This window comes from Mycobacterium sp. MS1601, assembly GCF_001984215.1.
Lineage (GTDB): Bacteria > Actinomycetota > Actinomycetes > Mycobacteriales > Mycobacteriaceae > Mycobacterium.
The window spans coordinates 5,532,329-5,546,590 of record NZ_CP019420.1 but is presented as its reverse complement, the minus strand read 5'-3'; the positions used below and the strand labels follow the sequence as shown (position 1 = coordinate 5,546,590).

At 67.4% G+C, this 14,262-nt stretch carries 14 protein-coding genes; 11 read left to right on the top strand and 3 right to left on the bottom strand.

The window, feature by feature from the left end; all coding sequences use genetic code 11:
- Positions 1 to 38: 38 nt before the first annotated feature.
- A complete protein-coding gene (lon, locus tag BVC93_RS26495) occupies positions 39 to 2,357 on the top strand; it encodes an endopeptidase La (protein ID WP_083740025.1) in 2,319 nt (772 codons plus the stop codon).
- Between the two features lie 60 nt (positions 2,358 to 2,417).
- Here the strand turns inward: lon and BVC93_RS26490 are convergent, their stop codons facing one another.
- Positions 2,418 to 3,071, bottom strand: a complete 654-nt coding sequence (locus tag BVC93_RS26490) for an NAD(P)-dependent oxidoreductase (protein WP_083740024.1) — start codon at positions 3,069 to 3,071, stop codon at positions 2,418 to 2,420.
- Between the two features lie 89 nt (positions 3,072 to 3,160).
- Here BVC93_RS26490 and BVC93_RS26485 point away from each other — a divergent pair, with 89 nt between their 5' ends.
- The 9 genes from BVC93_RS26485 to BVC93_RS26445 are packed head-to-tail and all read left to right on the top strand — an operon-like array spanning position 3,161 to position 12,003.
- Complete coding sequence (locus BVC93_RS26485; RefSeq protein WP_083740023.1) at positions 3,161 to 3,535, top strand: winged helix-turn-helix transcriptional regulator; 375 nt, start codon at positions 3,161 to 3,163, stop codon at positions 3,533 to 3,535.
- A 3-nt stretch (positions 3,536 to 3,538) separates the two neighbouring features.
- Entirely contained in the window at positions 3,539 to 4,558 is a 1,020-nt protein-coding gene (locus tag BVC93_RS26480) for an LLM class flavin-dependent oxidoreductase (RefSeq protein WP_083740022.1), read from the top strand.
- Complete coding sequence (locus tag BVC93_RS26475; RefSeq protein WP_083741364.1) at positions 4,558 to 4,935, top strand: nitroreductase/quinone reductase family protein; 378 nt, start codon at positions 4,558 to 4,560, stop codon at positions 4,933 to 4,935. Before BVC93_RS26480 ends, BVC93_RS26475 begins: the two co-directional genes overlap by 1 nt.
- 1 nt (position 4,936) lies before the next feature.
- Positions 4,937 to 5,266 (top strand): TfoX/Sxy family protein, encoded by a 330-nt coding sequence (locus BVC93_RS26470; protein WP_083740021.1) that lies wholly within the window; start codon positions 4,937 to 4,939, stop codon positions 5,264 to 5,266.
- A gap of 36 nt (positions 5,267 to 5,302) precedes the next feature.
- Positions 5,303 to 5,914 (top strand): endonuclease, encoded by a 612-nt coding sequence (locus tag BVC93_RS26465; RefSeq protein ID WP_083740020.1) that lies wholly within the window; start codon positions 5,303 to 5,305, stop codon positions 5,912 to 5,914.
- A 59-nt stretch (positions 5,915 to 5,973) separates the two neighbouring features.
- Positions 5,974 to 7,182, top strand: coding sequence for an NAD(P)/FAD-dependent oxidoreductase (locus BVC93_RS26460; RefSeq protein ID WP_083740019.1), 1,209 nt, complete (start codon positions 5,974 to 5,976; stop codon positions 7,180 to 7,182).
- A 41-nt stretch (positions 7,183 to 7,223) separates the two neighbouring features.
- Positions 7,224 to 8,225 carry an endonuclease domain-containing protein gene (locus BVC93_RS26455; protein ID WP_236950128.1) on the top strand — a complete coding sequence of 334 codons (1,002 nt, stop codon included), beginning with the start codon at positions 7,224 to 7,226 and terminating at the stop codon, positions 8,223 to 8,225.
- On the top strand, positions 8,222 to 8,866 hold the full coding sequence (locus BVC93_RS26450) for a hypothetical protein (RefSeq protein WP_083740018.1): 645 nt from the start codon (positions 8,222 to 8,224) through the stop codon (positions 8,864 to 8,866). The genes BVC93_RS26455 and BVC93_RS26450 overlap by 4 nt, the downstream gene beginning before the upstream one ends.
- Positions 8,866 to 12,003 (top strand): helicase HerA domain-containing protein, encoded by a 3,138-nt coding sequence (locus tag BVC93_RS26445; protein WP_083740017.1) that lies wholly within the window; start codon positions 8,866 to 8,868, stop codon positions 12,001 to 12,003. The genes BVC93_RS26450 and BVC93_RS26445 overlap by 1 nt, the downstream gene beginning before the upstream one ends.
- Here BVC93_RS26445 and BVC93_RS26440 read toward each other — a convergent pair.
- Entirely contained in the window at positions 12,000 to 12,608 is a 609-nt protein-coding gene (locus BVC93_RS26440) for a nucleoside/nucleotide kinase family protein (RefSeq protein WP_442929107.1), read from the bottom strand. The genes BVC93_RS26445 and BVC93_RS26440 overlap by 4 nt on opposite strands.
- A gap of 5 nt (positions 12,609 to 12,613) precedes the next feature.
- Complete coding sequence (locus BVC93_RS26435; RefSeq protein ID WP_083740015.1) at positions 12,614 to 13,180, bottom strand: hypothetical protein; 567 nt, start codon at positions 13,178 to 13,180, stop codon at positions 12,614 to 12,616.
- Between the two features lie 99 nt (positions 13,181 to 13,279).
- Here BVC93_RS26435 and BVC93_RS26430 point away from each other — a divergent pair, with 99 nt between their 5' ends.
- Positions 13,280 to 14,260 carry a LacI family DNA-binding transcriptional regulator gene (locus BVC93_RS26430; protein WP_083740014.1) on the top strand — a complete coding sequence of 327 codons (981 nt, stop codon included), beginning with the start codon at positions 13,280 to 13,282 and terminating at the stop codon, positions 14,258 to 14,260.
- Positions 14,261 to 14,262: the final 2 nt, after the last annotated feature.

Here is a 14,262-nt window from a genome sequence, read left to right as displayed (position 1 = left end):
CGAAGGTTGAGCGCAGGAGAATCAACTTTGGAGGTTTGATGTCCGAAACCATCTCAGTGCCCGTCCTGTTCTTGAGTGAACCCATCGTGCTGCCCACGATGGTGGTTCCCATCGAACTCGACGACGCTGCCCGTGCCGCGGTGGATGCCGCCCAGGCCAGTGAGTCCGGCAAGCTGCTCATTGCCCCGCGTCTCGACGACCGTTACCCCACCCACGGCGTGCTCGCCACCATCGTCCAGGTCGGCCGGATCGCCGGCAGCGGAGGCGCCGCCGCCGTCGTGCGCGGTGAACGTCGCGCGCACATCGGCGCAGGCACCACCGGCCCCGGCACCGCACTCTGGGTCGAGGTCAGCGAGGTGCCCGACAGCGAGGCCGACGCCGACACCAAGACCCTGGCGACCGAATACAAGAAGGTGCTCCTGGCGATGCTCCAACGCCGTGAGGCCTGGCAGATCGTCGACGTGGTGAACCGGATCACCGATCCCTCGGCCCTGGCCGACACCGCCGGCTACGCCTCGTACCTGACCGACGTGCAAAAGCGCGAGCTGGTCGAGACCGAGGACGTCGCAGCCCGGCTGCAGCTGCTGATCACCTGGACCGGCGAGCACCTGGCCGAGACCGAGGTCAACGACAAGATCGCCGAAGACGTGCGCTCCGGGATGGAGAAGACGCAGAAGGAGTTCCTGTTACGCCAACAGCTCAACGCCATCCGCAAGGAACTCGGCGAGGGCGAGCCGGAGGGCTCCGAGGACTACCGGGCCCGCGTCGAGGCCGCCGATCTGCCGGACAACGTGCGCGAGGCCGCGCTGCGTGAGGTGGGCAAACTGGAGCGCGCCAGCGACCAGAGCCCCGAGGGTGGCTGGATCCGCACCTGGCTGGACACCGTGCTGGACCTGCCGTGGAACGTGCGCACCGAGGACTCCACAGACCTCAAGGGCGCCAGGGAAATCCTGGATGCCGACCACCACGGGCTCGACGATGTGAAGGACCGCATCGTGGAGTACCTGGCGGTGCGGGCACGACGCGCCGCGCGCGGCATGGCGCTGGTGGGCGGCCGCGGCTCCGGTGCCGTGATGGTGCTGGCCGGTCCTCCTGGCGTCGGCAAGACATCGCTGGGCGAATCGGTGGCCCGCGCTCTGGGGCGCAAGTTCGTGCGTGTTGCCCTGGGTGGTGTGCGCGACGAAGCCGAGATCCGTGGACACCGGCGCACCTACGTCGGCGCACTGCCGGGTCGCATCGTGCGAGCCATCAACGAGGCAGGCACGATGAATCCCGTTGTGCTGCTGGACGAGATCGACAAGGTGGGCTCCGACTACCGCGGCGACCCGTCGGCCGCACTGCTGGAGGTGCTGGACCCCGCGCAGAACCACACGTTCCGCGACCACTACCTGGAGCTCGATCTGGACCTGAGTGACGTGGTGTTCCTGGCGACGGCCAACGTCATCGAGAACATCCCCGGCGCGCTGCTGGACCGCATGGAGCTGATCCAGCTGGACGGCTACACCGAGGACGACAAGGTGGCCATCGCCCGCGATTACCTGCTGCCCAGGCAGCGGGACCGGGCAGCGCTGTCGGCCGAGGAGGTGTCGGTGACGGATGCCGCACTGCGCAAGATCGCCGCCGACTACACCCGTGAGCCGGGTGTGCGGCAGTTCGAGCGGCTGTTGGCCAAAGCGATGCGCAAGGTTGCCACCAGGCTCACCGACCAGTCGATCGAGATCGACGAGCCGGATCTTGTTGACTACCTTGGCCGTCCGCGGTTCACGCCGGAGTCGGCGGAACGCACCGCGGTCCCCGGTGTGGCAACCGGCCTGGCCGTCACCGGACTGGGCGGCGATGTGCTCTACATCGAAGCCGGGTCCGTCGAGGGTGACAGCGGGCTGAAGCTGACCGGTCAACTGGGTGACGTGATGAAGGAGTCGGCGCAGATCGCGCTGTCCTACGTGCGCGCCCACGCCGCAGAACTGGGCGTCGACCCGAAGACGCTGGATCGCCAGATCCACGTGCACGTGCCTGCGGGCGCGGTGCCCAAGGACGGTCCGTCGGCCGGTGTGACGATGGTGACGGCGCTGGTGTCGATGGCGACCGGACGCAACGTCCGCTCCGACGTCGGGATGACCGGTGAGGTGACGCTCAACGGTCGGGTACTGCCCATCGGCGGTGTGAAGCAGAAGCTGCTGGCCGCCGGGCGGGCCGGGCTGAAGACGGTCTTCATCCCGCAGCGCAACGAGGCTGATCTGGATGACGTGCCGGCCGAGGTGCTCGAGGCGCTCGAAGTCAAGCCCATGACCGATGTCGCCGAGATCGTCGCGCAGGCCCTGGAGCCGGCAGCGGAGTCGGTGACGCAGGCGGCCTAGTCACGCCGAGCAACAGAGACAGGGACCCGGGTGGAAACACCCGGGTCCCTGTTCGTTTCCTCAGACGGGGTTGCCCAGGTTCACGTGGGCCCGGTGATGGGTGTCCTTCTCGACGAGGTCGACGAGTCCCAGGGCATAGTCCGGCGCCGAGATCTTGCCTCCCGTAACCGGTTCGACGGCAACGTCGTCACCGAGCAGGTAACGGCCCAGCTTCTCGCCCGGTGCGAAGGAACCGAACAGCCGGGGCGGGCTGACGAATACCCAGTCCAAGCTCTGCGGGGTGGCCGGCAGGTCCTCGAGGATCAACGCCGCTCCGGCCAGCACCTCGTCGTGAACCTCGGCCGGGAGGTCGCTGAGATCGGCGACAAAACGGTCTGCGCCGGGTGCGGGCCGCAGGGAGGAAAATCCACCGACCACGTACAGCGTGGCACCGGCGGCATCGGCCAGCCGAGCGATGGTGCGGTTGACCTCGCGGAAGGTGTGTGTCAGCGGCCCGCGCGGCGCCAGCGCCGCCACCACGATATCGGCGTCGGCGATCACCGTGGACAAGGGCGCCTCGTCGACCGCATCACCGTGCACGTAGTTGACGCCGGCAACGGGCGTCTGCGGAGCCGACCTGCTCAGCGCGGTGACCTGGTGCCCCCGGACCGCAGCTTCTTCGACGATGGCTGCCCCGGCATACCCGGTGCCGCCGATCACAGTGATACGAGACAACTCGACGCTCTCCTTTCCAGACGGATGGCGCCTGCCAGCCGCGCTGATTACCGTAGGAGTGTTGGTCTCTGACGGGAAGAAGGCACTTTGTGGTAACCACCTCCCTGCTCGGCCCCTACCAGGCGGATTGCCCAACCCGGCGGATCCTCGACCGCATCGGTGACCGATGGACGGTGCTGATCGTCGGGGTGCTCGCCGACGGCGACGCCCGTTTCTCCGAACTGCGCCGCCAGATCGAGGGAGTGTCCCAGAAGATGTTGACTCAGACACTGCGCAACCTCGAGCGCGACGGCCTGGTATGCCGCACCGTCTACCCGGAGGTACCCGTGCGGGTGGTCTACTCCCTGACCGAGGCCGGGCGCACCCTGCAGGGGCCCTTGCGGGCCCTGCGGGACTGGTCGGTCCAGCACCTCTCCGAGGTGTCCGCAGCACAGGTCGCCTACGACGCTGCCACGGCGGACTGAACCATGCCACGACGCGGAGAACCCCTGCACAAGCTCGGCTTCCTGACCATCGGTCGATTCGACGTCGCCGACCCGAAAGCCGGTCACGAAGAGACCCTGCAGGTGATCGAGCGGGCCGAGGCACTCGGCTTCGACAGCGTGTGGCTGCGTTGTCGGCATCTACAGCCCGGAATCTCCTCGCCGGTCGCGATCATGGCGGCAGCCAGCCAGCGCACCAGCCGCATCGAACTGGGCACCGCGGTGATCCCACTGGGCCTGGAGAATCCCTTCCGGCTGGCCGAAGACCTTGCGACAGTGGACATCCTGTCGGGGGGACGAGTCAATCCCGGGGTGTCGGTCGGCACCCCGATGCGCTACGACGACTACAAGTCCGCCCTGTACCCCGACACCTATGACGCCGAGGACTTCTCCAAGGAACGGGTGCTGCGGCTGCTGCGCCATCTGCGCGGCGAGCCGGTCAGCGAGTTCGAGGGCACCGTCAGTATCGAACAGTTCACCAAGCGCATCCAGCCGCACTCCCCCGGGCTGGCGAACCGGGTCTGGTACGGCGGCGGCATGTCGTCGGCGCAGTGGGCCGGCGAACAGGGCATCAACTACCTGACCAGCTCCGTGGTGAGTATCGAGGGAACAGACAGCACAGACTTCGCCACCATCCAGGCACAGAACATCGAGACCTACCTGGCACACCACCCGAGCCCGGAAACAGCAAGGGTGTCACAGGGTTTGGTGGTCATCCCCACCGACTCGGCCACCGATGACCAGGTGCGCCGTTACCGCGAATACGCCGCAAGCAGATTCGAGCGCACCAAGTCCCCGCAGGGTCCCCGCGGCATGCTGTTCTCCCCCGATTACGTCGGGACCTCCGACGAACTGGCCGACCAGTTGTTCGACCACGCCGGTTTCCAACGGGCCTCCGAAGTGGCCTTCGCGCTGCCGTTCACCTTCGCCGAGGACGACTACCGCCAGATCGTCACCGATCTGGCGGAGAAGCTGGGGCCTAGACTGGGCTGGTGCCCGACCTGATGAACCTCAAGCGCCGCATCGTGCACACCGTGCAACGCCACGTGGTGAACCCCGTGGGCCGCAGGATGCCGGTCACCATGCTGGAAACCACCGGCCGCAAATCCGGACAGAAGCGGCTCACCGCCGTCGGTGGCGCCGTGATCGACAACCAGTTCTGGATGGTGTCCGAACACGGCGAGCACGCGCACTACGTGCTCAACATTCTGGCCAACCCGGCGGTGCGGGTGCGCATCAACGGCCAATGGCGCTCGGGCACCGCCCATCTGCTGCCCGACGATGACGCCAGAGCCCGACTGAAGACCCTGCCACATGCCAACAGCGCAGTGGTGAGGCTGATGGGCACCGACCTGCTGACCATCCGCGTCGACCTGGATTGAGATGGCCTACGACGAGGTGCTGGCCAACCGGATCCGCGAACTGCTCAGCGCCGAAAGTGCCGACGAGAGGACCATGTTCGGCGGGCTGGCCTTCCTGATCCGGGGCAACATGGCGATCGCGGTCAGCGGTCAGGGTGGCTTGATGGTCCGGGTTGCCAAACCGGACACCGAGAAACTGCTGTCCAAACCCCACGTCGCCCCCATGGTGATGGGAGGCAGAGAGATCAGGGGCTGGTTGCGGGTGGCAGAGGACGGCGTCAAGACCAAGCGCCAGCTGCAGAGTTGGGTGACACGCGGGGTGGAGCACGCCAAGGCCCTACCGGCCAAGTAGCCGTTTTCGAGTGTGGGCAACGGGTAGCCGACACTCATGGCAACACCTGAGGCGATAGCACGCGACCTGCTCAACCGCCGGGGAACCACCTACGCCTCCGCGGCCGGCATCACCCTCGAGGACGCCCCGAAACCGCTGTTCCAACTGCTGGTGCTGTGCATGCTGGCGAGCAAGCCGATCCACTCTGACGTCGCCGCCCGCGCCGCCCACGCACTGTTCAGCGCCGGCCTACGGACGCCGAAGGCCGTTCTGGACGCCGACCGACGCACGGTGATCACGGCTTTCGGCGACGCCGGCTACGCGCGTTACGACGAGAGTTCGGCTGACCGGCTCGCCCAGATGGCCGCCAAGGTCAGCGATGACTACGGTGGCGACCTGCGCAACCTGGCCGAGGCCGCCGGCCACGATATCGAGCGAACCTCTACGTTGCTGCGCCAGTTCACCGGTATCGGCCAGACGGGTGCCGGCATCTTCCTGCGTGAGGTCCAAGCTGTATGGCCTTGGGTGCAACCATATTTCGACAACAGAGCCCGCGAGCAGGCACAGCGTCTCGGCTTGCCCACCGACGCGGCGGCACTGGCCGCACTGGCGCCTGAGCAAACCCCCGAACTGGCGGCCGCGCTGGTTCGCGCATCTCTGACCGATTGATCCGTAACAGCCCGCCTCTGCGCGGGCCGGAGTACGCTCGCAACTGGAACGGAGTCACCATGTCCCGATCACAGACGTTTGTCATCATCGGCGGCGGACTTGCCGGCGCCAAAACTGCAGAAGCATTGCGCGACAGCGATTTCGACGGTCACATCGTCCTGTTCGCCGAGGAGGAGCACCTCCCGTACGAACGTCCACCGCTGTCCAAGGACTTCCTGGCGGGCAAAAAAGCCTTCGACGACTTCACGGTGGACAGGTCCGCCTGGTTCCGCGACCACGACGTCGACCTGCGTCTGGGCACCACCGTCACAGCCATCGACCCGTCAGCACACACCGTCGAGCTCCCAGACGGGGACACCGTGCACTACGACAAGCTGGCGCTGGCCACCGGTTCTCGCCCCCGGGTGCCACAGCTGCCCGGCGCACAGGCAGCCAGGTATCTGCGCACCATCGACGATGCGCGCGAGTTGTATTCGGTGTTGCACGACGGGACGTCACTGGCTGTGCTGGGCGCCGGTTGGATAGGCCTCGAGGTGGCCGCCACCGCCCGCGAACGCGGGGTCGACGTCGCGGTGGTGGAGTCCGCTGAGCTGCCCCTGCTCAAGGCTCTCGGGCCCGAGACGGGGCGGGTGTTCGCCGACCTGCACCGCAGCCGCGGAGTGGATCTGCGACTGGGTGCCGAGGTCGCCTCGGTGAGCGCTGCAGGGCTGAGCCTGGCCGACGGCACCGAGGTGGGCGCCGACACGGTATTGGTAGCCGTCGGGGCCGCCCCCAACATCGAACTCGCCGAACAGGCCGGGCTGGAACTGGCCGACGGCGGTGTGGCCGTCGACGCCGCATTGCGTACCAGCGATCCCGACATCTACGCCGTCGGCGACATAGCGGCCGCGCAGCATCCGGTGCTGAACGTCCGCATCCGCACCGAGCACTGGGCCAACGCGCTCAAGCAACCGGCCGTCGCCGCCGCAGGCATGCTCGGCAGACACGCCACCTACGACGAGTTGCCGTACTTCTTCACCGACCAGTACGACCTGGGTATGGAGTACGTGGGCCACTCAGCCGGTTACCGGCGGGTGGTGTTCCGCGGGGACGTCGATGCCCGGGAGTTCACCGCATTCTGGCTGGGCGACGACAACCGCGTATTGGCCGGGATGAACGTCAACATCTGGGACGGCCTCGACGACATCAAGGCCCTGGTGCGCACCGGCACACCGGTGGACGTGGATGCCCTCGCCGACCCCGGGGTGAAGATCAGCGAGCTCGGGTAACCGCCGGTACGTTTGGGGGCAGTCCATGGCGGGAGGTTGCGGTGCGTTTGCCGTTCCCGGACCTACCCACCAACCGTGTGATCCACCTCGGCGGGATCACCATCGAGGAGTTCGCGGTGGCCGTCGACCCGCTGCCCGAGAACGCTCCCGTCATTCTGACGCTGCGGATCACCGAAGCCGCCGATCCGTCACACGCCGTCAGTGCCGCCCTGGACGCCATGGAGTCGGTGGCACGAGCCCAGTTGCGGGCCTGGCTGCCCGCCGCCGACAAGATCACCGGCACCAGCGACCTGGACCGTCGCACCGTCCGGCGACTGGCCCGCGAAACTGCCGCCACAACTGAGCTTTTCGGCCCTTATCTGGCCGACATCGCCGAGGCCGCGCTGGTGCAACGGCCGGTGGCTACTCGATATGACGCCGACACCAGGGCCGACAGTCTGGCCGCAATCCTGGTCGCCGGGTATCGCCGCGAAGCGGTGGTGCTGGCGCTGTGGTCCGCCGACCCGGCACCCCTGACCGCCCAGCAGGCGATGGGCACCGCAGCACACTGGCTGGCCGGTCGCGGAATCGGTGTCTGGGTGCTCGGCGACGGAGTCGTCGAGCCCGGTCGCTTCCCGACGATCACCTTGGCGGGTCCGACGGAGGTGAGCGAATCCGTTGCGCCTGAGGTCGGTTTCCCGGTTCTGGCAGGGCGGCCTCATCCGGGCAGCGCCGTCGAACATGGTCTCGAGCTTCGGTTGGCGCGGCACAGCTGGGCGCGCGGACGCACGTGGAATCAGGTGTACCAGTCCCATCCACTGTCCCCACCCATCCGGGTGGATCTGATGTGGCCCGCCGAGCAGGTGGTGGTCGAACTCGACGGCCCCGATCACCGTGGCATCGTGAAGTACTCCGACGATCGCCGTCGCGACAACACGCTGACGCTGGGCGGATATGCCGTCCTGCGCTTCACCAACAACGAGGTCACAGGCGATCTGTCACGGGTACTTGCCATGATCGAACAGCTGCTGGCCACACGACGCGACGAGAGGATTTCTGGGTGAAGATCGGGCTCGACGAGCTGACCGGAACCGAACAAGCCGTACTCCTGGTGTTGTTGGCCGAAGTGCGGCCGGTGCCGAATCCGGAACTGGCCACCCTCGGCCCCACGCTGGACAAGAGGGGCCGCGAGAAGCTCAACCGGCTGGGCCTGGTTGTCACCGAGAAGGTAGGGCCGCGTCTGGTCCACGAGCTCACCGACGCCGGGTGGGCGTTCTGCCGGCAGATGTTCGCAGCGCAACCTCCTGAGCGCTCGTCCGGTCAGCGCAAGGCGCTGTACACGTTGATGCGCAGCCTCGATCGCTACTTCACCGCCGCCGATCTCCCGCTGGCGGACGTCTTCATCCCCGCGCCCACCATCTCCGACACGCCGACCGCCGCCGAGCCGTCCGACGAGCAGCAGGTCCACGAGGCGTACCACCGGCTCGCCGGTAAGGCCGGCGACTGGGTGGGGCTGGCGCAGCTGCGGGCTGAGCTCCCCAATGTGTCAGCCGGCGAGCTCGATGACACACTGAGACGGATGTACCGCAAGGATGGCGTACACCTGATCCCCGAAGAGAACCAGAAAGTGCTCGGCGAGCACGACTGGGCGGCTGCCGTTGTCATCGGCGACCAGCACAAGCACCTGATCGCGATCGAGGCGTGATGGATCTGGTTCACCGCGAAGCGCTGTCCGCACTGCGCCTGACGTGGGCGCCCACCACCGATGATCTGTGGCGTCCGCAGGCAGGTCTGCATGTCTTCGGCCTCAACGAAGGCCCGCTGTCCGAAGTCCTGGACGCAGTCGCCGACGCCAAGGCGGATCCGGATGCCAGCCCGCTCGGGGTGGTGCTGCGCGGCCAGGCGGGCTCCGGCAAGACCCACATGCTGGGCCAGGTCCGTGAACGGGTGCAGGGCGACGGCGGGTACTTCTTCATCGTCGAATTGCTGGATGCCACCAGCTTCTGGCAGTCGGCGCGGGCCGGGATCCTCGAGAGCCTGGGCCGGCCGGGGTTTGGGCGTGAGACCCAGCTCAAGGACATCCTCTGGGAACTGGCATCGGTGGCGCACGTATCGCGCGCCGACCGGCGTGCCATCGTCGGTGACGACGAACTGAACCCCGACATCCTCGAACGCTTCGTCACCGGGCTGTTCAAGGTGCATCGCGAGACGGTGCGCCAATGCAGGCATGTGCTGCGCTCCCTGGTGCTGTTGGGCTCACTGGACTTCGGTGAGCAGGACATCGGCCAGGCCTTCCTCAGTTCCAATGACGAGCCCGACGACCGGTCCAAATGGGGCCTGCCCGCTCCGAAGGCCACTGCGCAGGAGACCGTCCGCGACATCGCCCGTGTGGTGGCGCTGGCGGGCCCCCTGGTGCTGGCCGTGGACCAGATCGACACACTTTTGGCGCAGTCGCCGGAACGCACGCAGTCCTCCACCGAGCAGACCGACAACCGCGATCTCGAACACGTCGCGCACGGGCTGATGTCGGTGCGCCAGACCATGCGCCGCACCGTCGCCGTGGTGGCCTGCCTGCCTGCGGCCTGGGAGTCCATCCGGGTGCGGGCCACCTCGACGGTGGCCGACAGGTTCCGGATCACCTCGCCCCTACAGGGCCTGCCGACGCCGGAACTGGGCCGCGCCATCCTGGAACGACGGTTCTCCGCGGCGTACACCGGGGTCGGCTTCACCCCGCCGTACCCCAGCTGGCCCATCACGGCAGCGGCATTCGATGACGCCCCGGAGTACACCCCCCGTCAGCTACTCAAGCGGGCCGACAGCCACGTCCGGCATTGTCTGGCCACCGATACTCTGGTCGAATTGACCTCGCTGACAACAGAATCCGATGCGGTTCCAGTCGAACAACAAGCCCCGGCACCCGAGGTGGACACCGGTGACCTCTCGACCCTGGACGCCCGATACCTGACCTACCGCCGCCAGGCCGTCACCGCGGTGGCGTTCGATCCCGAGGGTGAAGACACCACCTTGCCCGAGTTGCTGGAGGCCGCGCTGCGGGCATGGATGGTCGAGTCCGGCGAGGCCGGAACGGACTTCCGCGTGGACCCGCCGCCGGGCGCCAAAGTCACGTTGCATGCGCGGTTACGCCAGAGCTTGGATGCCGACACCGACGACGAGCAGCACTGGGCTTTTCGCGCCATCGCTGCCTCCAACCCCGTAGCGGCGCTCAATCGCATCCGAAGTGCCAGTGACGCAGCGGGTCTCAACGCCAGCACCGACCGCCGCAAGCTGTTCCTGCTGCGCAACACTGCATGGCCCAGCGGTAAGAAGACCACCGAGGTGGTCGCGAACTTCGAAGCAGCGGGCGGACAGACGCTGCCGCTGTCCGAGGAGGATCTGCGCACCATGGCGGCCCTGCGCGACCTGGTGCGTGAGGACAGCCACCAGCTGCAGGCCTGGCTCACCGCACGCAAACCCGCTCACGGAATCACGTTGCTGCGCACCGCGCTCGGTGACGTGGTGGCCGCCGAAGCTGCCGAAGTGCCCGACACCGCCGAGACGGCGCAGGAGGCCTCCACCGACAGCGAACCGCGCAGCGACACCGCGATCCCGATGGGTGTCGAGATCGACACCGGCGAGCGCCAAGATGTCGAGTTGGCCGGATTACGCAAGCACACCGCAATCTTCGCCGGATCCGGGTCCGGCAAGACGGTACTCATCCGCCGCATCGTCGAAGAGTGTGCGCTGCGCGGGGTCTCCTCGATCGTGCTGGATGTCAACAACGACCTGTCACGCCTGGGCAGCGCCTGGCCGCAGACCCCCCAGGGCTGGGACCCCGGCGATGACACGCGGGCCGCCGACTACCTGCAGAACACCGAAGTCGTGGTGTGGACCCCGGGGCGAGAAGCCGGTCGCCCGTTGTCCTTTCAACCGCTGCCCGACTTCGCCGGCGTGCTTGCCGACAGCGACGAGTTCGCCCAGGCCGTGGACTCGGCGGTCGCCGCCCTGGAACCGCGGGCCCTCATCACCGGCAACTCCAGCAAATCCGGCCGCTTGCGCGCGGTCCTGCGTGAAGCGCTGACGTACTATGGCGCGCAAGGCAACTCCGACCTCAGCGGCTTCATCAAGCTGCTGAACGACCTGCCTGCCGAGGCCAGCACCATGACCAAGGCCGCGGAACTGGCGTCCGATATCGGGCAGAACCTCAAAGCCGCCACCATCAACGACCCGATGTTCGGCGGCAAAGGCCAGTCCGTCGATCCCGGCGTGCTTCTCACCCCGTCGGACGGTTACCGGGCCAGGGTGTCGGTGATCAGCATGATCGGGCTGGCCTCCGAACAGCAGCGTGAAGGCTTCGTCAACCAGTTGCAGATGGCCCTGTTCGCCTGGATCAAACGCAATCCGGCCGGCGACCGGCCCCTCGGTGGGTTGCTGGTGATGGACGAGGCGCAGAACTTCGCGCCGTCGGGCCGCTCCACCATCAGCCTGCGCAGCACGCTGGCGTTGTCCTCGCAGGCCCGCAAGTATGGGCTGGGCCTGGTGTATGCCACCCAGTCCCCCACCGGACTGCACAACCACATCCCGGGCAATGCCGCCACCCAGTTCTACGGCCTGCTGAACTCCTCGACGCAGATCGCGTATGCCAAGGAACTCGCCAGGGTCAAGGGCGGGTTGGTTCCCGACATCAGCAGGCTGCGAGCGGGCAATTTCTACCTGGCCACCGAGGGCCAGGCGTTTCACCGGATCCGCTCGCCGTGGTGCCTGTCGTTCCACCCGCAGAGCCCGCCGACCACCGAGGACGTGCTGCGACTCGCGCAGGGCTCGTCCGCGGGCCGGGTGCACTAGGCGAGATGGACCACCCGGTCGGCGCGGGACCGGGTGGCGGCCACCAACCTGGCGTTGCGCTCGTCGCTGCGGCGCACCCACTCGCGCGCCTGCTCGGCCGTCTTGCCGAACTCGACATGCCGGTTGATCAGCCGGCCCACCCTCAGCTCGTCGTCCGGCGCCAGGAACCAGACCTCTTCGAGCAGATCACGCACCTGTCCCCACGGATCATCTTCCAGCAGAAGGTAATTGCCCTCGGTGATCACCAACGGCACCTCGGGTGCCACGGCAATGGCACCGGCGTAGGACTCTTCGACCTCCCGGTGGAACTCCGGGGCGTAGACGGTCCGGCCGTCCGGATGCCGCAGCCGCTGCAGCAGTGCCACATAACCCGCGGCATCAAATGTCTCCGGGGCGCCCTTGCGGTCGGCCAGGCCGAGTCTTCGCAGCTGCGCGCCCGAGAGATGGAAACCGTCCATCGGCACCGCCACTGCGGCAGGGCCGAGAGCGTCGAGCAGTGCCGCGGCGACGGTGCTCTTACCCGATCCCGGCGGCCCTGCGATGCCGAGGATGCTCCGTTGTCCGCCGCAGGCGAGGACCCGCGCCCGCTCGATCAGCGGGGCCATGTGCTTCATTCGAGGTTGGTGTGGCGGGCGCGCATCACTTCGGCGGATTCCTTACGCAGGGCGCGCACCCGGTTGGTGATCAGGTCGACGAACACGAACAGTGCGATCTCGTAGCCGCTGCCCATCGGCAGGACAGCGGCGGACCCGGCGTCCGACGCCATGGTCTGCGCGGAGATCTCCACCACCCGGTCAGCCAGCTGCGCCGGCGGCTGCCCGGGCTCCGCGGTGAACAACAGGACCCGCGCGCCGGCCGACTTGGCCACGCCCGCCAGCGCCTCGACCGTCGAGATGTTGCCCGGGCCGCAGGACAGGATCAGCAGATCTCCTTCACCCACGGCCGGGCAGGTCATCTCACCGACCGAGTGCGCGTCCAGGCCCGCGTGGAACAGCCGCATCGTCAGGCCCTTCATCACCAGGCCCTCACGGCCCCCGGCGTAGGTGGCGATGACCTTCGCCGTCGCGATGTCGGTTGCCACGGCGGCCAGCGTCTCCGGGCGGACGCTGTGCACCGCCGCTGCCACTTCGTCGATGGCGCGATCAAGGTCCGACGCGGTGTCCGGGGTGGAGTTCATCCGCCGGAATCTACGGTCGCCACCGCGTGCGCACCATCGCCTTGCGCAAGATCTTGCGCAAGCTCGCAAGGGCCCTGCAGGATAGGCCGCGTGGTGACGATGACGCAGATCGCCGAAGTCGCCCAGGTGTCACTGTCCACGGTGTCCCACGTGCTCAACCGGACCCGGCATGTCAGTGACGCGACCCGAGAGTCGGTGCTGCGAGCCGCTGAGGAGCTGGGCTTCGAAACCACCCGTGTCCGACCTCTGCGGGGCAGGGATGTCACCGTCGGGGCGGTGATCCCCGCGGCCGCCAGCCCGTACTTCGGCGAACTGGTGGAGGGTATGAGCGCCTCGGCCATCCGGCGCGACGTCGACCTGCTGATGACCACCAGTGGCGAGGACCCCGAGCACGAACGCCGGGCCGTGGAGGCGCTGGTGTCACGACGTGTCGACGGAATCGTGGTCATTCCGTCGGTGCGGTGGCAGGAAAGGTCACGGCCGGTGCTCGCCGCCACCCGGACACCGTTTGTGCTGGTGGACCGTTTTGTCGATGCATCCCGATACGACCAGGTTGGCTGTGAAGGTGAGAACGCCGCCGACATGTTGGTCAGCCATCTGTTCCAACTCGGTCACCGGCGCGTGGGCATGATCCGTGGCCTGGCGGACCTGCCGACCACTGTCGAACGCGAGTCCGGCTACCGAAATGCCCACGCGCGCCACGATGTCGACGTCGACCAGTCGCTGATCGTGGACGGATTGTCGACGGTGCGCGGCGGCCGCAGCGCGATGGAGCGACTGCTGAAAGCCCGCCCCACCGCAGTGTTCTGCGCCAACAACAACATGACCATGGGCGCCCTGGCCGCATTGCGCAAGCTGCGCATCAGCATCCCGGACGACGTGGCTCTGGTGGCGTTCGACGACCTCGAATGGTCTGACATCGTGGAGCCGGGCATCACGTCGATGGCGCAGCCTTTCCACGCGATGGGCGACCAGGCGTTGCAACTGTTGCTCGAGCGCATCGCCCACCCCGATTCGACCCCTCGAACCGTCAGGCTGCCACCGTCTTTCGAACACCGACAGTCATGCGGCTGTCCGTGACG